19 protein-coding genes are annotated in these 22,462 nt (G+C 52.8%); 10 read left to right on the top strand and 9 right to left on the bottom strand.

Going from position 1 to position 22,462, the window contains the following annotated elements:
* Positions 1-3: 3 nt before the first annotated feature.
* The gene (locus tag ACR0JB_RS21035; protein ID WP_217354365.1) at positions 4-1,617 is read left to right on the top strand and encodes an adenylate/guanylate cyclase domain-containing protein; all 1,614 of its coding nucleotides are present in this window, start codon (positions 4-6) and stop codon (positions 1,615-1,617) included.
* 11 nt (positions 1,618-1,628) lie between these two features.
* Here ACR0JB_RS21035 and ACR0JB_RS21030 read toward each other — a convergent pair whose 3' ends face one another.
* Positions 1,629-1,997, bottom strand: coding sequence for a response regulator (locus ACR0JB_RS21030; RefSeq protein ID WP_170394407.1), 369 nt, complete (start codon positions 1,995-1,997; stop codon positions 1,629-1,631).
* 1,617 nt (positions 1,998-3,614) lie between these two features.
* On the opposite strand from ACR0JB_RS21030, the gene ACR0JB_RS21025 reads away from it, so the two are divergent.
* The 4 genes from ACR0JB_RS21025 to ACR0JB_RS21010 all read left to right on the top strand — a co-directional run bounded on the left by ACR0JB_RS21025 (position 3,615) and on the right by ACR0JB_RS21010 (position 7,863).
* Positions 3,615-4,187, top strand: a complete 573-nt coding sequence (locus ACR0JB_RS21025; RefSeq protein ID WP_425082651.1) for a TRAP transporter small permease subunit — start codon at positions 3,615-3,617, stop codon at positions 4,185-4,187.
* Positions 4,184-5,512, top strand: a complete 1,329-nt coding sequence (locus ACR0JB_RS21020; protein ID WP_170350254.1) for a TRAP transporter large permease — start codon at positions 4,184-4,186, stop codon at positions 5,510-5,512. The genes ACR0JB_RS21025 and ACR0JB_RS21020 overlap by 4 nt, the downstream gene beginning before the upstream one ends.
* Before the next feature lie 67 nt (positions 5,513-5,579).
* Positions 5,580-6,617: a TRAP transporter substrate-binding protein gene (locus ACR0JB_RS21015; protein ID WP_170350253.1), complete on the top strand. Its 1,038-nt coding sequence runs from the start codon at positions 5,580-5,582 to the stop codon at positions 6,615-6,617.
* Between the two features lie 379 nt (positions 6,618-6,996).
* The gene (locus ACR0JB_RS21010; protein ID WP_170394410.1) at positions 6,997-7,863 is read left to right on the top strand and encodes an NAD(P)-dependent oxidoreductase; all 867 of its coding nucleotides are present in this window, start codon (positions 6,997-6,999) and stop codon (positions 7,861-7,863) included.
* Between the two features lie 216 nt (positions 7,864-8,079).
* Here the strand turns inward: ACR0JB_RS21010 and ACR0JB_RS21005 are convergent, their stop codons facing one another.
* Positions 8,080-9,036: an isopenicillin N synthase family dioxygenase gene (locus ACR0JB_RS21005; protein WP_170379847.1), complete on the bottom strand. Its 957-nt coding sequence runs from the start codon at positions 9,034-9,036 to the stop codon at positions 8,080-8,082.
* 413 nt (positions 9,037-9,449) lie between these two features.
* Here ACR0JB_RS21005 and ACR0JB_RS21000 point away from each other — a divergent pair, with 413 nt between their 5' ends.
* Positions 9,450-10,085 carry a glutathione S-transferase gene (locus ACR0JB_RS21000; protein ID WP_170379849.1) on the top strand — a complete coding sequence of 212 codons (636 nt, stop codon included), beginning with the start codon at positions 9,450-9,452 and terminating at the stop codon, positions 10,083-10,085.
* A gap of 178 nt (positions 10,086-10,263) precedes the next feature.
* On the opposite strand, the gene ACR0JB_RS20995 is transcribed toward ACR0JB_RS21000, so the two are convergent.
* The 6 genes from ACR0JB_RS20995 to ACR0JB_RS20970 are packed head-to-tail and all read right to left on the bottom strand — an operon-like array spanning position 10,264 to position 15,491.
* Positions 10,264-11,169, bottom strand: coding sequence for an HAD-IIA family hydrolase (locus ACR0JB_RS20995; protein ID WP_254437345.1), 906 nt, complete (start codon positions 11,167-11,169; stop codon positions 10,264-10,266).
* A complete protein-coding gene (phnE, locus tag ACR0JB_RS20990; protein ID WP_170394418.1) occupies positions 11,166-11,981 on the bottom strand; it encodes a phosphonate ABC transporter, permease protein PhnE in 816 nt (271 codons plus the stop codon). Before phnE (ACR0JB_RS20990) ends, ACR0JB_RS20995 begins: the two co-directional genes overlap by 4 nt.
* Complete coding sequence (gene phnE, locus ACR0JB_RS20985; protein WP_170394422.1) at positions 11,981-12,796, bottom strand: phosphonate ABC transporter, permease protein PhnE; 816 nt, start codon at positions 12,794-12,796, stop codon at positions 11,981-11,983. Before phnE (ACR0JB_RS20985) ends, phnE (ACR0JB_RS20990) begins: the two co-directional genes overlap by 1 nt.
* Positions 12,793-13,587: a phosphonate ABC transporter ATP-binding protein gene (gene phnC, locus ACR0JB_RS20980; protein ID WP_170394425.1), complete on the bottom strand. Its 795-nt coding sequence runs from the start codon at positions 13,585-13,587 to the stop codon at positions 12,793-12,795. The genes phnE (ACR0JB_RS20985) and phnC overlap by 4 nt, the downstream gene beginning before the upstream one ends.
* Positions 13,588-13,647: 60 nt before the next feature.
* A complete protein-coding gene (phnD, locus tag ACR0JB_RS20975; protein ID WP_170352081.1) occupies positions 13,648-14,622 on the bottom strand; it encodes a phosphate/phosphite/phosphonate ABC transporter substrate-binding protein in 975 nt (324 codons plus the stop codon).
* A 59-nt stretch (positions 14,623-14,681) separates the two neighbouring features.
* Complete coding sequence (locus tag ACR0JB_RS20970) at positions 14,682-15,491, bottom strand: DeoR/GlpR family DNA-binding transcription regulator (RefSeq protein WP_170394428.1); 810 nt, start codon at positions 15,489-15,491, stop codon at positions 14,682-14,684.
* 351 nt (positions 15,492-15,842) lie between these two features.
* Here ACR0JB_RS20970 and ACR0JB_RS20965 point away from each other — a divergent pair, with 351 nt between their 5' ends.
* Genes ACR0JB_RS20965 through ACR0JB_RS20950 form a run of 4 tightly spaced genes read left to right on the top strand, consistent with a single transcriptional unit; the run spans position 15,843 to position 20,719 of the window.
* Positions 15,843-16,868, top strand: a complete 1,026-nt coding sequence (locus ACR0JB_RS20965) for an ABC transporter substrate-binding protein (protein ID WP_170352083.1) — start codon at positions 15,843-15,845, stop codon at positions 16,866-16,868.
* On the top strand, positions 16,869-19,085 hold the full coding sequence (locus ACR0JB_RS20960; protein WP_170394431.1) for an ABC transporter permease: 2,217 nt from the start codon (positions 16,869-16,871) through the stop codon (positions 19,083-19,085).
* Complete coding sequence (locus ACR0JB_RS20955; protein ID WP_170507832.1) at positions 19,082-20,152, top strand: ABC transporter ATP-binding protein; 1,071 nt, start codon at positions 19,082-19,084, stop codon at positions 20,150-20,152. The genes ACR0JB_RS20960 and ACR0JB_RS20955 overlap by 4 nt, the downstream gene beginning before the upstream one ends.
* A complete protein-coding gene (locus ACR0JB_RS20950) occupies positions 20,153-20,719 on the top strand; it encodes a histidine phosphatase family protein (RefSeq protein WP_170507835.1) in 567 nt (188 codons plus the stop codon). It begins immediately after the preceding gene.
* Between the two features lie 3 nt (positions 20,720-20,722).
* On the opposite strand, the gene ACR0JB_RS20945 is transcribed toward ACR0JB_RS20950, so the two are convergent.
* The gene (locus tag ACR0JB_RS20945; RefSeq protein WP_170507837.1) at positions 20,723-21,514 is read right to left on the bottom strand and encodes an inositol monophosphatase family protein; all 792 of its coding nucleotides are present in this window, start codon (positions 21,512-21,514) and stop codon (positions 20,723-20,725) included.
* Positions 21,515-22,462: the final 948 nt, after the last annotated feature.

Here is a 22,462-nt window from a genome sequence, read left to right as displayed (position 1 = left end):
ACTGTGAATGGCGGGCCGGAAACCGAAGCACAACACGCGCAGGCCGTGTGGCTGGCGAATTTGCGCCAGAACCTGATCTCTCCGGTCAGTGCCATCGTCGGTATAAGCGAACTGCTTCAAAGCGAAGCCGGGAATCTAAAGCTGGTTGAGTCTGCTTCGGATCTGTCTCGGATTTCCCAGGCAACGACCGAATTGAACGCTTTGGTCGACCAACTTTTGCACCCGGACATGGCCCTGAGGCTGACGGCCAGTGGCGATGAGGGCATGAATCGGTTGCGCCATGATCTGCGAACCCCGATGAACGCGATCAAAGGCTACAGCGAGATGTTGCTGGAGGATCTGGATGACCTGAATGCAGGGCATTTGAAAGCAGATTTGCTTGGGCTTCTCGAACATTCCGACGCTCTTCTACAACAAATCGACCAGCTTGCGGCTTTGTCCGACGACCCGGCGAGCGCAGCATTTGAAGTCCCTGATGCACCGATCGAAACCGTCGCAATGTTCGCAAATCTGGTACAGAGTATGCAACCTCTGGCCCCAATCACCGATACCGCTGCACTCACCGGCAACATCCTTGTCGTTGATGATGTCGAGGCCAACCGGGATTTACTTGCCCGTCGATTAGAACGGGATGGACATCGCGTCTGGTCCGCCGACGGCGGGTATACCGCCTTGGAAATAATGTCCCGTCATCCATTCGATCTGGTTCTGCTTGATCTGATGATGCCGGATATCAATGGTTTTGACGTTTTGGCCCGATTGAAAGCAGATGACACCCTACGTGATATCCCCGTCATTATGATCTCAGCTCTGGATGAGATCGAAAGCGTCGCACGGTGTATTGAGGCCGGAGCCGAGGACTACCTGCCCAAGCCATTCAACCCCATTCTGTTGCAAGCCCGGATCAGCGCGGCGCTGGAGAAAAAACGCTGGCGGGAACGCGAACGCCATTTTCTTGAGCAGGTGGAAACGGAGAAACAAAAGTACAAAGACCTTCTGCACAGTATTCTGCCACAACAGATCGTGACACGCCTGAATGGCGGTGAGACCACAATCGCCGATCGCTACAACGACGTTACGGTCCTCTTTTCCGATATCGTTGGATTTACACAGATGTCGGCCAATCTCCCACCGTCGCACGTGGTGTATTATCTAAATCGGATTTTCTCGGATTTTGACAGGGCAGCGAGGGAACTGGGCGTCGAAAAGATAAAGACAATTGGCGATGCGTACATGGTCGCCGCTGGGGTGCCAAACGGTCGTGAAGACCATGCCGAAGTGATCGTCGAAATGGCTCTAAGGATGCTCGATAAGGTCGAGGCGCTGAACCTTGAAACGGATTACCCAATGCACATCAGGGTTGGAGTGCATAGCGGGCCGGTGGTTGCAGGAATAATTGGATCGCACCGTTTCCTGTACGATGTCTGGGGGGACACGGTTAATTTTGCCAGCCGACTTGAATCAACCGGCGCGCCGGGCCGGGTACAGATATCCGACGCCACTGCCAAACGGGTTGAGCATCGCTTTGAAGTTTCTGAACCCGTCGACACAAGGATAAAAGGCAAGGGTCAAGTCAGAACCTATTATGTCACGCAACGCAAAACTGCTGTGGACTGAGCGGTTCTTCGTCACGTCGCAGGTAGCAATTTTTCCATTTTTTCCAGCAAACGGCTAAGCTCAACAGGTTTGGTATCGAAGTCGTCGCAACCTGCATCCAGGGCTTTCTCCCGATCACTGGCCATCGCATGCGCGGTGAGGGCAACCACTGGGATCGTCGCAGTCTCGGGCGCTCCCTTGATACGCCGTGTAGCCTCCCACCCATCAATTTCAGGTAAGCTCATGTCCATCAAAATGATGTCCGGAATTTCGCTTCCCGCCATGGAAACGCCCTCCAAACCGTCCTTTGCGGTAATGACATGAAACCCTTTGCGCGCCAATCTTCGCGAAAGCATATCGCGATTCATTTCGTTGTCTTCTATCAACAGAACCTTAGTCAAAATTCCCCCTTGCACCTTCGCGTGTTTTGATTGTCGAATAGTTCAGTCCGCATCGCGACAAATGTTCAAAAGCGCAGTCTGCTGCAGGCCATGCAAACCTATTCGGTCGGTGCATTCTTTCATCTATTATATATCAAGCAAAGAATATTTGGCTGACTAAGGTCGCCGAACGTTCTCTATGCCAAAAGATGAACATGATCTGGACGGTGTGTTGAGCGGCGTTCCGCTTTATGAACTACGGGGGAAGTTCTCTTGATAGTTGGCTTTGCGGCCTTCGGGTTTCTTGCGACAACGCATAGGATCAGGTGGCGGTTGGGTTAGAACCGGCATACAGTTCTGCGTTTAATCCGAATGTCCGCTCAGCTAAAATAAGACCCCTCAACTTGAGCCCGCAGAGAACGTCAGTTTCCCGCCCGACTTGCAAGGGGTCGCCGTCGCGATCCGCCAGCAGCTGCCGTGCGAGCACCCATAGCGAATTCACGCCTTGTCCCGCTCACCGGCCATCTGAAACTTGGTTTTGAACGTCCGGAATCTGCGGTTCGCGACTTGCTGCATTCGCGATATACCGAAGCGTGATCAAAGGCGGCTTCCTAATTGTTCGGTTAGAAAATCGTGGATTCTAGAGTCTCAAAAATTCAAACCTATAAGTAATTGATTTTATTGCAACCGCAGTCTCACCATTAAGGTGATCCGACAAGAATTGTCGGAGTACGTAAATAATGGGACTGAATTAGTGAGACTCGCCTGCCATTGAATTCAACACCTTGAGATTTTTGCGCTTTGAGAGTGTTTCGACGGTTCAAGCGCTTCAATTCGACGTAAAATAGTAAGCCAATGAGCCTCTTCGCAACCTGGAAACCGGCGCAGTGTGTGTTACTTGGGCGTGATTGATCAGCAGAATATCCTGCCTCAGCGTTCGGCCCAAAGCCGACCTCCAGCCGCCAACCGAGATGCTGCGGTCGCAGCTCGCTTTACCGCCATTCGCTGCACTAGCGAAAAAGGAGGCCTGTCGAACTCTCGAACTGCAGGCACTGCTGCAACTGGTATTATCTGATGAACATTCATTTAGGTAAGGATGGGCCGCGCAGCGATTTGTCGATAGCTATAACTGTTACTCGGCAAGAAGATACAACTTCAATTGCAGGCGCCCCTAGGACGTCACAAAATCACTAAGGACCTTAGGCATCTCATCGGGAAGATTGTTAGCCTCCCCAGGTTCGGTTTCGATCTCAAATAAAGGTCGTATTTGAATGAAATGTTAAGTTACGCTACTTCGCGCCTAATTCTCTGTTTTTGTCCCTCTGAAAGGTTTGTTCTCACACAAAAAAGTGCATCCATCGAAATGAAAAAGTAGCAAGTAAGGGCGACTTGCAACAATAGGTTTGCCATGAAGCTCTAGAACCATCACCTTAATCAGCCAATTATGCCTGGTACCAACTTGACAGCTATCCGACATGTCGCTCTGATGAAGAGGGAAAGTATTGGGGTAGAGCTCAACATGCGTGAATTTTATAGCGGTTTTCCGCGCGAATGCGGGATGTTAGTTCTTAGTCGCTCGGAGAAATTTTCGCTCTACGCTGGCTCACATGACAAATCACATTATGTAAAGGCGGCTTCGTGACAGGTGTGATGAAGGCCTATGTCAGATTTGTGGACCGTGCCAACAGGACGATTGGGCGGGTCATCATGTATGGCATTTTTCTTATGATGGCGATCCTGCTGTATTCCTCTGTGTCCAAGACCTTCTTTGTCCCCTCGCTCTGGACCCTTGAAATGGCACAGTTTGCCATGGTCGCTTACTACATCCTTGGCGGTCCTTATGCGATGCAGATGGGTGCGAATGTCCGGATGGACCTGCTGTATGGAGAATGGACAGACCGCCGAAAAAGCCAGGTTGACGTGCTGACGGTGCTTTTTCTGATCGTGTATCTGGCCTTTTTATTGTGGGGAGGTTGGGACAGTTTGATGTACTCGTTCCAATATGGCGGCGAGAGGTCCTCGTCCGCGTGGCGCCCCTATATCTGGCCCATCAAAACGATCATGGTGGTTGGCATTCTGCTGATGCTGTTGCAGTCAATCTCGGAACTGTTCAAAGACATCTTGCGGTTGCGAGGACATGATATGGGTCCGAAAGATGATGAGCCGGTGCATATGGCCCCCGAAGACCTTGAAGGGGGACACCGCGGGTGAGCTATGAATTGATAGCCGCGCTCATGTTCTCGACCATGATGCTGATGCTGTTAACCGGGCAGCGTGTATTCGGGGCTATCGGGTTCGTAGCAGTGATTGCCGCCTTTTTCCTGTGGGGCGACAGGGGGGGCTATGATCTGGGGTTTGCGGCAGCGATCAAGGTCATGCGCTGGTACCCCCTGCTTACGCTGCCGATGTTCATTTTCATGGGATACGTTTTGTCGGAATCCCGGATCGCGGATGACCTGTATCGTATGTTCCATGTCTGGATGGGCGGTCTTTCCGGCGGGCTGGCTATAGGCACAATCGGTCTGATGGTTCTGATCTCAGCCATGAACGGATTGTCCGTTGCAGGTATGGCGATTGGAGCGACAATTGCTTTGCCCGAATTGCTGCGTCGGAACTATGACAAGCGTATGGTGACGGGGGTCATACAGGCCGGTTCATCCTTGGGAATTCTCGTGCCGCCTTCCGTTGTGTTGGTCCTTTACGCAATGATTGCCCGTCAACCGGTCGGGCAGCTTTGGCTGGCAGGCGTTATTCCCGGTTTGATGATGGCCACGTTGTTCATAATCTACATCGCTATCCGCTGTCGCCTGAACCCATCGCTCGGCCCTGTGATGAGCGCCGAAGAACGCGCGCAGGTCACCTGGAGCGAAAAACTCCGCCTGCTGGGGGCTGGTCTGCTGCCCATAGGCATCTTTGCGGTGATGATGGTGCCCTTCGTGAATGGCTGGACCTCACTGGTCGAAAGCTCAGCCTTGGGGGCAATCGCGGCCTTGATGGCGGCGGTTCTGAAACGCCGCATGACGTGGCAGGTCTTTGAGACCTCGATCAAACAGACGCTTGGAATTACCTGCATGTTCATGTGGATCATCCTTGCTGCCCTTGCCTTCGGCGCGGTTTTTGACGGGCTGGGCGCGGTCAAGGCGATCGAAAACCTGTTTACGGTGCAGCTTGGTCTGAACCCGTGGATCATCCTGATCCTGATGCAGCTCAGCTTTCTGGTGATGGGTACGTTTCTGGATGACACCGCCATGCTGGTCATCGTCGCTCCGTTATACGTGCCGCTGGTCGGTGCGCTGGGGTTTGATCTGATATGGTACGGTGTCCTCTACACGATCACATGTCAGATCGCCTATATGACCCCGCCTTTTGGGTACAACCTGTTTTTGATGCGGGCCATGGCCCCGCCAGAGGTGACGATTGGAGATATTTACAGGTCCATCATACCGTTTGTGGCAGTGATGGCATTGGCTTTGGGATTGGTGATGGCCTTCCCAGACATCGCATTGTGGCTTCCGGGCATCGTCTACGGAAACTGAGCACGTAAAGAACGAGAAACCGGGTTAACCGGATCAAGTTCAATGAAAAGCACAGGAGAGGAAGACCATGACTACAAGACGTAGATTTTTGCGGACCGCCGCTTTGGCCGCGCCCGCGACGCTTGCTGCACCGGCTATAGTAAAGGCGCAGGCCCCCATCAAATGGCGGTTCCAGACCTATGCCGGAGGCGCGTTGGGCGAGCATGTGACCAAGCCTGCAATTGACTACATCAACGCCAATGCCAACGGCGAGCTGGAAATCGAGCTGTTCTTCGCAGATCAGATTGTACCCACGGGCGAGCTGTTCCAAGCGCTTCAGCGCGGAACAATCGACGGGGTTCATTCGGACGATGACTCGATGGCGTCACCGACACCGCTTCGCGTCTTTGGCGGGTACTTCCCCTTCGCGACAAAGCACATTCTCGACGTGCCGGTTTTGTTCAATCAATACGGGTTGGCGGACATTTGGCGCGACGAGTATGCCAAAGTTGGCGTTCAGTGGTTGTCTGCAGCTGGGCAAGACCCGTGCAACTTCAACACAAAGAAGGAAATTACATCGGTTGCTGATCTGGATGGGCTAAAACTATACACCTTCCCAACCGCTGGTCGGTTCCTCGCCAAGTTTGGCGTCGTGCCGGTGAACATTCCCTACGAAGACGCGGAAGTCGCCGTACAGACCGGAGAGCTTGACGGCATGGCGTGGTCCGGCATTACCGAGGATTACACGGTTGGTTGGGCTGATGTGACGGACTATTTCCTGACCAACAACATCTCGGGCGCGTGGATCGGATCTTGGTTTGCAAACCAGGAGCGTTGGGCAGAGCTACCGGATCACCTCAAATCCATCGTGATGGCGGGTATCGAAGCAGGTCACACCTATCGCAATCAATGGTATTGGGGCGGAGAAGCGGCACTGCGCGCAAATGGCGATAAGCTGGAATTGCGATCAGTGCCAGCGTCCGAATGGGCCGAGGTTGAGAATGCAGCCAAAGAGTTCTGGGAAGAAATTGCCCAGGAAGGCGAAGTGCATGAGAAAATCGTTGGAATTTTCCGAGAATACAACAGTGTGATCAACCAAGCCGGTGCGCCGTACAACTTTGAGTGATACGCTTAGAAGTGGCCTCTGACAGGGGCCACTTCAAATTCCTTTTTTTAGTATTGTGGCAGCCAGATTAAATATCGGAGCATTTTCTAACTGAAGGCGTTGCCATGCAAGTTGCAATCAGTGTCAGTCAGGCCAGTAGAATTGTCTAAAATGCCGCGCCGAGTTTTCACCACTCGTCGAGAATGCGGTAGTTAGTGCCTGACCATCGGTCAATGGTGATGCGACTGTGAAGCACCCGTTTCCCTAAAGACCTGTTCAGAAAACCTTAGTATAGCGAACCGTTTTCCAAGTACGGTGATCTGATTGGTCGCCCCGTTGGCACTTCGGCGAGACAAAACCGCGCCGTTGTTTGCAATTGGTTATTAGGGAGGAGTTCAGCATGACGGACATTTCAGTAATAGGTCTTGGGTCCATGGGTACAGCGCTTGCCCGAGCTCAAATGAAAGCAGGCCGATCTGTAACTGTTTGGAATAGGACACCTGAGAAAGCGACCGCTCTTGGTTCCGAAGGAGCAACTGTGGCGGCCACTGTTTCTGAGGCGATATCTGCCAGTCCTGTAACGATTACCTGCGTAAAATCGCACCCGCAGACAATAGAAATCTTGTCCAATGCGGCTAATTCGCTGCCCAACAAGACCATAATCGAACTCTCAACTGGAGGCGCAGAGGATGCTGAAGACTTAGCGCAACTCGTGGAAAACGCTGGCGCCTCGTGGATGGTTGGCATCATCAATGCTTATCCGCATATGATCGGAGATAAGGATACCGTCCTGTCGGTCGTTGGAACCGAAGAACAGTGGAAGATCCACGGTCCAATCATTAGGGATTTGGGCGGAAGCTCTGTCCATGTGGGTGACCAAGCCGGAATGCTGGCTGCACTCTTTGCGGGACTTTTTACAGTTCGCCAAGGTTTCATGTGGGGAATGATTTACGGAGCGCTGGCAGCGAAGAAAGCAGGTATCCCGATGCAAACCTTCTCTGATCTTGTGCCCATATCTATGGGAATGATGAAACCCTATTACGACTACTTTGCCGCGACAGCGCCTCAAGCCACCTATGACAACCCACCAGCCTCGATGAGTACTTACGCCGCAGCTTTGGAAGATGTTCTCGCAAGTTTTGAGGCTCTAGGCGCCCGGGATGAATTGCCCCGACTGTTTGTTGAGATGGCACAATTGGGTATGGATCAAGGGCTTGAAGACAAGGCTCTCACTGCGATAATCGACGTCCTTGCGCAAAAACAATAAATTGTCGCAACGATGGAGCAAACCGCGATTTCTGCTTTGGGCTCAATACGGACCTCGGACCGAACGCAGCATCCGGACGGCAGACGTTACTCACATGTACCGAAACGGCCCATTGAGGATTTTGATCTGAAGCCGCACAGCTGCGTCGCAGCAACTGCAATGCGGACGTTCGTTTCATATCGGTCAGTGAATTGTCACTGCCAACGCAGCGTGCTTTTAGGTATCCGAATGGCCAACCTGATGTGCGTCGTAGCTTGCTTCCAGTTCTCCTCTCAGAAACTGTCCAAACTTCAGGGGATCGAATCTCGCAGTCCCTGTCCCAGGGAGCGGCGCGATTTCAGCAGAGACATGTGGGTCGAAGAAGAACGGTACGGAATAGCGCTGTTGTCCAGTCGCATTGATAACCCGGTGCGGGGTGGACAACAACTTTCCGTTGGAGAGTCGGTGCAGCATATCGCCTACATTGACCACGAAGGCATTGTCGATAGGCGGTGCATCCACCCAATGACCCTCAGGCGTCTGGACTTGCAAACCACCAACATTGTCCTGTGCGAGCAATGTCAGACATCCAAAGTCCTTGTGGGGTGCAGATCCGTAAAGATCACCCAAAGCCTGTGGCGGTTGTGGTGGATAGTGGAGTAGGCGCAGCCAAATCGTTGGCGTCTGGAATGCACTGAGGATCGAACGATCCGCGGCGCCAATAGCGTCAAGGGCAAGACCCATGAGTTTGTAACCCAGGTTTGTCATCGCGTCGGCATAAGCCTCGCAGGCCTCTCGGAAACCTTCCAGAGCAGGCCATTGATTTGGTCCGGACAGATAGACGGCAGGGTCGACCTCTGCATCCTCGCGCATCATCATGAACGATGCGGACTGATTGGGTTTAGTCACCTTGGCCAGGTCAGAGTTCACGTCCGTGGAGGTGTTGATCGCGATGTAGCCACGATGACATTTATTTAGTGCAATTGCCTGTTTTTCGATCTCCGGCAGTGCATGAAATTCCGTCGAGGCGGCAAACACGGCAGCGCGCAAGTCAGGATCAACGCCGTGATTAACAACATAGCCAAATCCGGTTTTTCCATAGGCTTCGGCGAATTCCAAGGCGAGGTTGGACGTATCCTCTCCATTGATCAGCGGTGCAAGATCAAGCACCGGGATTTCAGTGAATTCAGTCATCTGAGGTCTCCAAAATTGTTTTATTGGCTAAGTCACAAATGGAAGACCAGCTATCCGGCAAAACGTTTTCGGCGATGAGCGCTGTGGCGCTCTAAGACGACAAGATGGAGAAACTTGGGCATATGCTGCAAGCTATGATAGACTAATTCTTCGATCAATCCATAACCACCGCGACCGGCCCAGGGCCAATTTCTAAGATCTCGGGGACTTTCGCGTTGCAACTTCGCAAGACAAGTCACTTGTACTCAATTCCGCATTTTCTCGTTCTGAATCTCCAAACCAGACGGCTACTGAGGCCGATGTTTGTGAAGCAATGGCCCATCCGATAGTATCAGACAGCGTTCAAGCAGAAGTACCAGTTGGGAAACGACGGGAGGTTTAACCACGCTGGTAGATTGGAGATATATCTTCGTATGGCTCAATACCCTATCTTATGGTCGTTCCGTCGCTGCCCATACGCCATAAGGGCCCGTCTCGCATTGGCGAGTTCACGAGTCACAGTCGAGCTGCGCGAGATTCTTTTGCAGGACAAACCTGAGGCTTTCTTACAAACATCCCCGTCCGGAACAGTGCCCGCGCTTCGACTTCCAGACAAAGTAATAGATGAAAGCCTGGAAATCATGATTTGGGCGCTTCAACAAAATGATCCGCAGCGACTTTTGGATATGCCTCAAGAAGGTTGGGGCCTAATCGCGGCAAATGATGGCCCATTCAAGGATGCATTAGATCACACAAAATACGTCGTGCGGTATCCGGACTTAGACGTCCAAAAGGAGCGCAGGAAAGCGGCGAGCTACTTGCTCAACCTCGACGAGCGGTTAGTCGGGAGGGCCTGGCTTTTTGGAGATCGCCCCACTCTCGCCGATTTGGCGATTCTACCATTTGTTCGCCAGTTTGCGCATATAGACCGGGCGCGGTTTGACGCACAGGAGTGGCCGAATTTAGTGGCGTGGCTAGATCAATTCCTGGACAGTGAAGTATTTTTGCTAGTGATGCGAAAGTACACAACTTGGTCAGAAGGCGATGCTCCGATTTGGTTCAACGGCTGAGCCGACACGTCGCATCACAGCCCAATCCAGACTTTAGACCGGGGGTCGCATTGCCGCGAGGGGGGCAAAGCTGCCGTTGGTCCACAGCGCAGTATTTCCATGGTCAGCATGTTCGAAATGCGGGCTTGCAGGACATTCGATTTGAACGGGATACTTATCGAAAACGAATGCTCTAGACTCAAGGCCGGCCTACTACAAAGTTTGGCACTATCCCCGCCTTCTTGATCGCTGCTTCAACATCATGCCCTGCGAAGAATCCATATCCTGAAATGAGTGCCGAATCTATGCCAGCGCTGGATGCGCCCAGAATGTCGGTGTGCAGGCTGTCGCCAACCATCAGAACCCGGGACCTGTCGATGTGCCCGAGACGTTGGAAAGCAAGATCATAGATGTTGGCGAAAGGCTTTCCAAAGAACTGAGGAACAACACCTGTCCGGTCTGCCAGCCTGTGCGCGAAAAGACCGGGCTCTTTTGAAAACCCGTATTCGCGGGGCGCGACGATATCAGGGTTGCCGACCATTACCGGACGAGGCCGTTCAAGCAAGGCAGTCTCTAGCATAGCTTGACGCGATTCAGTCCAAACCGCTGATCCTATCATTAGAAACCCGTCAACGGTTTCGTAGGGCTCCGGGTCATCCTCGAGGTAGGATAGTTTCAGCTCTTCCAAATCGCGAAGACCGGCGCTGGGGGTCGCCATCAAGCCCCAATGCAACCCACTTTGACCGTTTATTTCTGATAGCAACGTGGCCCGGCTGGTGATCACGTCTCGGGGCGCGAAGTCATAACCAAGCCTAGAATATTTTTCCAACAGAGTTGTGTGAGGAAACCCAGCAGCATTTGAAACGACCAAAACACGTTTGCCGGCGGCTTTCAGCGACCTGACCCGATCCGGTGTATCCGGGATTGCCGTGTCACCTATATTAAGAACCCCGAAGGCGTCGAGGAGGAATACATCGAACTCATGAGCTATGTCATCGAGCGTTTCAACCTGACGATATGTCACTTCAGTAGGTCTGGCTTCCGGAAGGCGATGTCGTACAGCTTCATAGGCATCAAAAGCCTCCTGCGCAGAGAACCCGGTCAAATGATCGCCCCTCGAACTTTTGCCGAGACCCATTCGCTGATCAAAACCGCGACGAGAATTACAATCAGGATAAGGCTGACCTGTGGCCAAGCCAGAACGTTGAGCGAAGCTGACAGTTGCAATCCAATACCTCCGGCGCCAACCAGGCCCAGAACCGTGGACTCGCGGATATTTATGTCCCAACGAAAAACGGCAATGCCTGCAAAAGCGGGCAGGATCTGTGGAACAATCCCGTAAGCCATGACCTGCCAGCGCGACGCACCGGTCGCCGTGATCGCTTCGACCTGAGTGTGATCAATTTCCTCTATGGCTTCATACAGAAGCTTTGCGCAGAACCCGATTGAACGGATGGCAATTGCAATTACACCAGCAAAGACGCCTGGGCCAATAATTGCGATCAATAGAAGCGCCCAGATCAGCGAGTTGATAGAGCGGGTCGAGACAATGATCAACAAAGCTATGGGTCGAATGACTAATGTCGACGGTGTGGTGTTGCGCGCGGCCAAGAAGGCAACAGGCACTGCCATGCACAAGGCGATGATTGTACCTAGGGTGGCGATGTTCAGCGTATCCCAAATCGGGCGGCCCAGTTGTGTGATGTAATCCCATTTGGGAGGCGTTGCGCGGGTCCAGATATCGTTGGCAATGCGGGGGGCATCCCAAACGAAAAACCAGGTCGTCGATTCCGAGATGAACTGCCAGCAATAAACAAAGACAGCCACACCCAAAAGCCAGCCAAACCAGCGAACAAGACTTTGACCCGTCGTCCGTCTGCGCCAGATTTGCGTATCGTTTTGTTCAAGAACAGGCATTACTGAACCCTCGCGCGGATAATTCCCGAAAGGTATTCAAGTGCCATGACGATCCCGATGATCAGGATGAGAATGGCCGCCGCTGTGTCGTACTCATATCGATCGAACGCAGTGTTCAACGTCGCGCCAATCCCGCCGGCACCGACCAGACCAAGAATTGCACTTTCTCGGAAATTGATGTCGATCCTGTACATGGAAAGGCCCACAAGTCGCGGCATAACCTGTGGCTGAACGCCATAGTTGATCCATTGCGGCCAACGCGCACCAGAGGCCTTGATCGCCTCGGCCTGAACCTTGTCCATCGCTTCGATGTCTTCGGCCAAAAGTTTTGAGAGAAATCCGATAGTGGCGAAGGAAAGGGTTAGAAATCCGGCCAGCGGACCAAAACCGAAGATAGCCACCAGCAAAATGGCGACGATGATTTCTTGCAAGGCTCGACTGATGGCAACAATGCCCCGGCAAATCATGTAGACTGGCAAAGGGGCGATATTTCGTGCCGCGCCCAACCCTATTGGGATCGAGATCAAGATACCCACGACCGACGCAGCCACGGTCATAATGATACTCTCCAGAAGACCGCTCCAAATGTCTGACCACCGCGAAACGAAGTCCGGGCTGGTAAACGCAAGTACAAATGCCCACCCCCGATCCAGCCCTTCATAGACACGGCCCCAATCAACATCGATGGTCATGAAAGCCGCGATCAGGTAGGCGAAAAAGCCCAAGATCAATGCCCAGCGGAGCAACGGCTTTTTTACAAAGGCAGGTTTACGCCAGCCTTTTCCCAGCATGTCGTCTAACTCTCGATGGCTCATTCTGCAGCCTCGATATCTTCATCTTCGTCCACTTTTTCGATGGTCGCTTCCCAGTCTTCCTCGCCATAGATTTCAGTCAGCTTTTCGGGGGTAAGGCCTGTTGGAAGACCATCATAAACGATTTCGCCAAAGCGGAGGCCCACGACGCGAGGAACGAACATCTGGGCAAGCGCCACGTCATGGATATTGATGATCGCCGCCAATCCGCGCTCCTGACACAGCTCGGTTATTAGTCGCATGATCTGACGGCTGGTTTTCGGGTCGAGCGATGCTGTTGGCTCGTCGACCAGCAGCAATTTTGGGTTTTGAATCAGGGCGCGGCAGATGCCGACTCTTTGGCGTTGCCCCCCTGACAACTCGTCGGCGCGTTTGTCAGCCATGTGTAACAACCCCACCCGATCAAGCAGGCGGAAAGCCTCGTCAACGTCCGACTGCGGATATCGCCGTAGGAAACTGCGCCAGAATCCCACATATCCCAGCCGTCCCGACAATACGTTTTCCATCACTGTGAGGCGTTCTACCAAGGCATATTCCTGAAAGATCATGCCCATTTCGCGGCGCGCTTTACGTAGAGCGCCCGATCCGAGTTTGGTCAGGTCCACATCATCCAAAAGGACACCACCGCTTGTGGGTTCGACCAAGCGGTTAATACAGCGGATCATGGTCGACTTGCCTGCACCCGAGGGTCCGATCAACGCAAGCACCTGTCCTTTGGGCACCTCAAGATCGATGGCCTTTAGCGCCTGATCTCCGGTCTTGTATGTTTTCGTCAGCTTTTGAAGACGCAGCATAAAATGCCCCAGATTAGGTTGAATAACGGGCCCTTTCGGGCCCGCAGTATTGGCCAAGGGTCACTGGCAGGCGTAGGAGACGCCATTTGCTGCGTCAATTTTACGAATGACATCCCAGAATTCCTGATAGGTCATTTCAAGAAACTGGCCTTCGTTCGACTTCGAGAATTCAGCTTCAAGTGTCGTGCCCTCCCAGTCAAAATTGAAGAAAGCATTGCGGATTTTCTCCTGCAGCTCGGGCTTCAGGTTGTAAACGGTGCCAAATCCTGTGGTCGGGAAAGTCTGCGATTTATAGATCGTAACAACGTCGTCTTCGTTGATGACATCACGCAAGATCATCCGTGATTTTACCGAATTTGCAATCGAAGCCGCCAGGTAATCCTTGTTGGCCACGCCCAAGATCGAGTTGTCATGCTTGCCCGAATAGACAGGTTCGAAATCGCGTTCCGGCAGAAGATCAAAGTCGCTCTTCAAAATTGCTGATGGCGCTTTGAAACCTGAGTTGGATGTGGGGGACGTAAAGGCCAGTTGCTTGCCTTTGATGTCCTCAACCTTTTCGATGCCCGAACCAGGAAAGGTAATAATCTCCATCTCATAGCCAAAATTACCGTCTTTCGAAGCCATGATCGTGAATGGCCGGAACCCGGCGCAGTTTACAGCCAGTGGGTTGGAACCGGTGTTGAAGCCCGCAATATGCAGACGCCCCGAACGCATCGCTTCGATCTGAGCTGCGTTGTTCTGAACCGGAAAAAAGACGACGTCCTTGCCGGTTTCCGCCTTCAAATGCTCAAGAAAGTCTGACCATGCGGTTTTGTAAACGGCCGGGTCTTCGACTGGTGTATATGCAAAAATCAAGGTGTCTGGATCAATTTGCTCGGAGGCATCTGTTGGAATATCCGCGATCAAATCCCCATCGGCGTCACAAAAACGCTCGTCTAGGTCACCGCGTGGACAATCCTGCGCCGAGGCTGTCCCCGACAGCGACAGTAGCGCAATTGCGGAAGCCCCAACCAATAGTTTGATGTCAATCTTCATGTTTTCCTCCCAGTTATGTGCGGCTTTTATCAGCCGCTGTTAGTCATTCCTTTTCGTTCTTAACCGGCGACGAGAATATCGACCTCGGCACCATCTATTACATTGAGCAGTTCCCCGGTTGGTTTTGTGTCGGTGACAATGGAATCCAACTCGGCAAGATCACCTACCTGAGCCAGACCCTTGCGACCAAATTTCCCGGAATCGATAAGAAGGTGGCGTTTCGCAGCACGCGTCAGCATCATCCTCTTGATCGCCGCAAAGCCCCTTACCGTCTCTGACGGGCCTTCTACTGAGAAACCCGAAGAACCGATCATGCACCTGTCAACGTTGAAACGAGACAGGAATTCCAGTGTCTCGGTTCCGATCGTTGCAGATTCAGCTGCCAGGTATTCTCCGGGGCACAGCAAGACCTGGGCAGTACCATGGCCAAGGGTCATCGCTACGGGGATTGAATTCGTGATCACCGTGCAATGGATATCGAGAAATGCCAGCGCGCGTGCCATCTCGACAGTCGTCGAGCCGGAATCGACCATGACCGTTTCGCCGTCCTGAACAAGTCCCGCCGCGCTGATACCTATACGCTCGCGCTCCTCGATCTTCGCGCTGGTCCTTTCTTCCAGACTTGGGTAATGCCCTTGCACTGGGGCTGATGCCCCACCGTGCGCACGCGCGATCAGGCCTTCATTGGACAGGGCTTCGAAATCCCGGCGCACGGTCTCATTCGAAACGTTGAAACGCTGTGCCAACTCGTTGATGCGAACGTGCGGGCGCAGTTTCAATTCCAGCAGGATTTGCTGGCGTCTGTCGGATTTTTTTACCCGACCCGGACTCTTTTCAGATTTCTTGCCGCGCGTTTTGGTTTTGGACATTCAACGACTCGAATATTTTCAGAATTTAATTTTGTGGGGTTTCGGGCATTTTGCAATATTTTTTGTTGCATAATCCTCATTCCGTTGTGAAAATTCACATGACATCAAAGATTTCAAGGGACAGAGCAATATACGCAGGCTGATCAATTTCAAAAAGAAAGGCTGGGCGCATCGTTGGTTTTCTCTTGGTGAAGTTGGTGGTTGTAAAAGTATCCGGACGCATTTTCCAAAGGTTTTGACAGATAATTAGGAAGCCTCAACACTCTAAGAAAAATTTCGTAAGGCTGCATGAGGAAGGGCAAAATAGATCCGGGAAACCCGGACGAATTAAACCCTAAGGGAGGAAAAATAATGAAGAAATTGACATCCACTGCCGTGGGATCACTGATTGCCTTGACCGCGTCATTGTCCGCAGCGCATGCCGATAAGCTGACTTTCTATTGCTCAGCTCAAGAGGATTGGTGTCAACTGATGGCACGTAGCTTCGAAGATGCAACTGGCATCGACGTTAACATGACCCGAAAGTCCTCGGGCGAGACATTTGCGCAAATCCGTGCCGAAAGCTCGAACCCGAAAGGTGACGTTTGGTGGGGTGGTACGGGCGACCCGCATCTGCAGGCCGCCGAAGAAGGCCTGACGATGGAATACATGTCCCCAATGCGCGACCAGCTTCATGATTGGGCGATATCTCAGGCTGAAAGTGCTGGCAACAAGACGATCGGCATTTATTCAGGCGCGCTTGGGTATGGCTACAATGCCGACCTTGTCGCTGCAAACAACCTGCCCGAACCTGCCTGCTGGAAGGATCTTTTGAAGCCCGAATACAAAGGACACGTTCAGATGGCGAACCCGAACTCGTCGGGTACGGCCTATACGACGCTGGCCTCAATGGTGCAGATCTTCGGCGAGGATGAAGGCTTTGAGTTCATGAAGGGCCTGCACTCGAATATCAACCAGTACACCAAGTCTGGCTCGGCGCCGATCAAGGCCGCCGGTCGTGGCGAGAACACGATTGGTATCGTCTTTATGCATGACGCCGTAAAGCAGGCCGTTTCGGGGTTCCCGATCAAAGTCGTCGCGCCATGCGAAGGCACCGGTTACGAAATTGGCTCAATGTCGATTATAGACGGGGCTCGTAACGAAGAAGAAGCGAAGAAGTTCTATGACTGGGCCCTGTCGCCCGAAGCTCAGAACCTTGCTCTTCAGGTAAACGCGTTTCAGGTGCCATCGAACAAGGGCGCGGAAACTTCGGATAGCGCGCCTGACATGAGTCAGATCAAGCTGATCGATTATGACTTCAAAAAATATGGCTCCTCAGACGAACGGAAGCGTCTGTTGCAGAAATGGGACGAAGAGGTTTCGGTTCTGCCGCAGTAAATGGCTGACACTACATCAAAAACGACCCATCCGGTCCTGATCTTCTGGATCATCGCCGGGTGGGTCGGATTCTGCCTGCTGCCCTGGTACATGGTCGACGGCGGCCTGTGGTCGTTCGGGTGGCTCGTGGACGGCTACCCGTTCGATGAGGATTATGCCCCCGCTGCGTTTTTGATTGGACAAGGTGAGAAGCTGTGGCTCGCTCCGCTCCTTATCGCCCTCGCCCTGCCGCTTTTGGTGTTGAAGCGTACCAAATCTGATCCGCTTTACGCCCGTATGCTGATACTGTCCGGAGCGCTGGGGTTCGGCTGGCTGATCGCTCAGGGGTTCAGCATCGGTATCAGAGGCTTCAACTTCGATTGGTTGGACGCGTTGTTTGGTGAGCTTGGCGACCGTCAGTTCGGAATGGGCTATGGCGCGATGATCTGCGCATCAAGCTTTCTGTTCCTGCTCACTCAAGGCATCGCGGCGAGGGGTGCTATTAATGGTGATGTCTTCGTCGTAAGCGCTATTGGCGGTGTGATTACCATCGTTACCGCTTTTGTCTTTTTCCCCATCGCCAAGATGCTTTTTGCTGCTTTCATCACCGAAGACGGCGCTTATTCCATTGCGGTTTTCTTCTCGAAGTTCTTCGACGACCGGTTGTGGGGATTGGGGTGTTTACAAGGTGCGCGATGCGGTGCTGCGTGGAATTCACTGTTCCTAGCCATCCTTGTAGGCGTCATCACCACGGGTCTGGGTCTGTGCTTCGCGTTGGTCGTGACGCGCTCAGGCTTTCGCTATAAGCGGGCGCTGCGAGCATTGACTGTTCTTCCAATAATCACCCCGCCATTCGTGATCGGCTTGGCGCTTATCCTACTTTTTGGCTTGTCCGGTTCTGTAACCCGGTTCTTTGCCGAGCTATTTGGCACACAACCGACACGCTGGCTTTACGGAATGCCAGGCATTCTGATCGCGCAGACACTCGCGTTCACTCCCATTGCATTTCTCGTACTAATAGGCGTGGTGGAAGGTGTTTCACCTTCGATGGAGGAAGCGGCCCAGACCCTGCGGGCCAGCAAGTGGCAGACGTTCAAAACGGTTTCTCTGCCCCTGATGCGGCCCGGTCTTGCAAATGCATTTCTTCTGGGCTTCATCGAAAGCATGGCCGACTTTGGGAACCCGCTTGTATTGGGTGGAAATTTCGACGTGCTGTCGACTGAGATTTTCTTCGCAATTGTCGGCGCTCAATACGATCAAGGCCGTGCTGCGGTTCTGGCAATGGTGCTGCTGTTCTTTACCCTTTCCGCCTTTTACGCGCAGCGTGTCTGGCTGGGAAAGAAGAGCTACACTACCGTCACCGGCAAGGGTGATGCGGGGGTGCATCCTCTAATGCCAACGGGCCTATCGGTTCCCGTTCTGCTCATCGCTTTGGGGTGGGCGCTGTTCACCATTGTTGTCTATGCAATGATCATCTACGGCAGTGTGGTTGAGCTGTGGGGAGTCGATAATTCGCTGACGATCAAGCACTACATCACTGCATTCTCAGTCCGCTTCGAAGAAGAGGGTATACGCTGGACTGGGGCCGCTTGGGACAGTTTCTGGACCACAATAACCATCGCGGCCATAGCAGCGCCATTGACTGCCGCTGTTGGGCTAGTAACTGCCTATCTGCTGACCAGGCAAAGCTTTGCAGGCAAGAACGCTTTCGAATTTGGAACAATGTTGTCCTTCGCCATCCCCGGCACGGTCATCGGCGTTAGTTACATCCTTGCCTTCAACGTTCCGCCAATCGAAATCACCGGCACAGGTGTCATCCTCGTTGTCAGCTTCATCTTCCGCAATATGCCAGTTGGTGTTCGCGCTGGCATCGCGAGCATGTCACAGCTTGACCGCAGCCTTGATGAATCCTCGCTTACTCTTGGCGCAAACTCGTGGCAGACGTTCCGGAATGTCATCCTGCCGCTGTTGCGCCCTGCGATACTTGCTGCACTTGTCTACAGTTTTGTTCGTGCCATGACGGCAATCTCAGCCGTCATCTTTCTGGTCAGCGCAGAGTATGACATGGCAACCAGCTATATCATCGGCCGGGTCGAGAATAACGACTATGGCCTTGCTATCGCCTATTCGACGACGCTGATCTTCGTGATGCTCGCGACGGTCGGCTTATTGCAACTTCTCGTTGGCCGGGTTCAGATTGGTCGACGCACCCAGCACGGAACGGAGACATCGCCATGACCGACACCAAAATCGGTTCCAAGGCCGCCCCGGTACGGTTTGAGAACGTGTCGAAAGTGTTCGGCAAGGATGTGGTCGCCGTCGATAACATCAACCTTCACGTAGACGCAGGAAAGCTCGTTACGCTGCTTGGCCCGTCAGGCTGCGGAAAAACAACGACACTGCGCATGATTGCAGGGTTGGAGATGGCAAGTTCGGGCAAGATCCTGATCGGTGATCGGGACGTGACCAAACTGCCAGCTACCGACCGTGATGTATCTATGGTGTTTCAGTCATACGCGTTGTTCCCTCATATGAGCGTGTTGGAGAATGTGAAGTATGGCCTCACATTCTCGGGCTTTGCGAAGGACGAGGCCCGCAGTCGCGCCTTGCATGGTTTGGAACTGGTTGGCCTGCAGGGGTTCGACAACCGCCTTCCCTCAGAGTTATCGGGCGGCCAGCAGCAGCGTGTCGCCGTCGCGCGCGCACTGGTTCTTGAGCCGCAAGTGCTGTTGTTCGACGAGCCGCTATCCAACCTCGACGCCAAGCTTCGCCGTCAAGTTCGTGAAGATATTCGGGCAATTCAGCAAGACCTTGGCTTAACAGTTGTTTACGTTACCCATGATCAGGAAGAGGCACTGGCAGTCTCGGACGAGATAGTTGTTATGCGTAACGCAGCGATCGCTCAAATAGGCACTCCGCGCCAGCTTTACGATGCGCCGAATGACCGGTTTGTCGCCGATTTCATAGGTGAGGCAAACCTTCTGAGCTGCCAAATCGTAAATATTGATGGCGATATGGCAACCATCGAAGTCGAAGGCTATCGCCACACGCTGCCACGCCGCGGTCTGTCCGAAGGACCGGCAACGATCGCCGTACGACCCTCACGTTTGGTGATCGGTTCAGATCAAGGTATTCCAGCCTCAGTGGCCAAGGCGACCTATGTTGGCGTTCGGATGGAATACACATTGAAAGGTGCATTCGGTCAGGTTTTTGCCGTTCAAGATGATGTCGATGCACCGCTAGAACCCGGCACTGAAATCATGATGGGTTTTGCTGACAAAGGGCCCGTGCTTTTGCCTGACTAAATGCCGAATCTTACGATCATCACACACCCCGAGGTCTCTATCGATCCGGTCATTCCGATAACAGAGTGGTGCTTGAGTGCGACGGGCCGCAAACGCGCTGCTGAATTTGCATCCAATGAAGTCTTATCGAAAGTCACACAAATTTGGACCAGTGGTGAGCGAAAGGCCCGCGAAACAGGCGAGATTCTTGCTGCATCCCGAACGCTACCTGTAAATTACCACTTGGGTCTTGGTGAGAACGACCGCAGCGGCACCGGTTATTTGCCTCGGGACGAATTCGAGGCAGCAGCTGATGCTTTCTTTGCTCAGCCGGAAGTTAGCTATCGCGGTTGGGAAACAGCTGTCGAGGCGCAGAGTCGTATTCATCGGACAGTCACCGAGATTGTCCAGATGCATGGCGCGGGAGATATTGCAATCGTGACACACGGCGCGGTCGGCACATTGCTGTGGTGCGCACTCTCGGATTGTTCGATAGACCGCAAGTACGATCAGCCCTCACAAGGCCATTTCTGGCAGGCAGATCTATTGACACTCAAACCCTATTCGGGCTGGGTTTCGTTGGCATAAACCCTAGTCGTTCCAAGCGTTCTCAGCGATTTCAACCAAGGTCTCAAACACATCTGGTGTACCCACGATTACGCGCCCACCTTCGCGGATCATCACATCGGCGTTCTGATCCTCAACAACGCCACCCGCTTCCGAGACCAGCAATTGCCCAGCCAGACAATCCCAGGCATTCATGTGTTCTTCCATGTATCCCAAGAGTCGCCCAGCAGCGACGTAGGCCAATGATAGCGCTCCGCTGGCGTTTCTGTGAAACATAGCCCCGTACTCGATTAGGTTCTCGACAATAGGTAAAATATGCCGGGTCTCAATCCGGTTCGAATATCCCACGGCGACTGTTCCGTCCCGCAGCGCCACCCCTGACGCGACGCGCATTGGTGATCCGTTAAGCGTCGCACCTTCTCCGCGCATCGCTACAAAGGTCTCATCCACATTTGGATCACGTATCACACCGATCTCAGTATGCCCTTCCGTTACGCCAGCCAGAACAATAGTCCATGCAGGTATGCCGTTGACGAAATTTGTTGTCCCATCAATTGGGTCAATCACCCAGTCAAAACCGCTCTTACCAACGGTAGCGCCGTGCTCTTCACCAAAAATTCCATCGTTGGGCCACGCCTCTGCAATCCTCTTACGAATAAAGGTTTCAACATTCTTGTCCGCCTCGCTAACCCAGTCCTGAGCGCCTTTTTGATCAACGACAAGATTACCCCTATCCGCGAAATACTCTTCGGCAATTGCCCCAGCCTCCTCACAAACTTCGATGGCAAAATCTTTGCGTTTTGAAAGTCGAGACATGGGAGGTCCTTTTCCGATAAAAGAGCTGCCACGCAACATTGCAAGCTAATCGAATGCCTAGCAATCAAAGAGTCATTTCGTTTGTTTTCGAGAGCCATTTCCATGCTGCAAACCTAAAAGGTTTAGTGTTGATGATCTCCTCCGCAAACAACCTGCAAGTCAGTCATTCGCTAGTTTTAGTACGCATTTGGGTTAAGATCCGACTTACGATGGTGCAGCTTAGATTCTGAAATGTTCACCATTTGAATGTCGGCTTTCTTGAAAGCACCCTCATTGGTTAGCACTCGTTGCGAAAGTCCGTTTTCCGCCCTGTGTTTTCAAAACCACTTTGCCGGGAACCGCAGTAATAGCCGATCAATTTCATTGTTCTGCTCCGGCTCGAGCTCGGATCTTAGTTCTTGCATCAAAGGTGCCCTGCCCTAACGCTTCTCGTATACGCCTTTGATAGAAAACAGGTTTGTTCGGCGATTTAGAATGGTTGCGATCAAACCGTGAGTTTTTCGGCGTACGGCGATCGAAGAAGCGCGGTAAGGCCGTTCCATTGAGGTGATGCTGCGAGGGTTTTGTTGTGCCGGGTACGCGACACTAGAAAAGAGGTCTATAGGCGCACGGCCGAGCCGGATTGATCTCATCAGAACATTGGCGAACGCCATGGTGAAGTCTCGGAATTCGCTTTTGTTCTCGGTACTTGATCGCTCCGACAAGCTCTTTTCATGTGCCAATTCCAAGGGGATAACCTCATTTCAGGCTATCTGCACATTATGGTTGTCGCGCAATGTCGCTGCAGCGAGAGTGATCAGGATGGGAATGGAAGATTGCGTCTGCACTGTATCAGTCATCGTAGGCTCTCTTGTCTCATGTGCCAGTGAGGAGCTATCCTGCCACTTTAAGTCGACTTGAGGTCAACCATGAAACTTCTTGATATTGGCGTCCTGTCCAAAAGGAGCG

It is taken from the genome of Ruegeria sp. BI7 (genome assembly GCF_056537925.1).
Note: the sequence above shows the minus strand (reverse complement) of the source record. Positions and strands in the feature narration are given on the sequence as shown.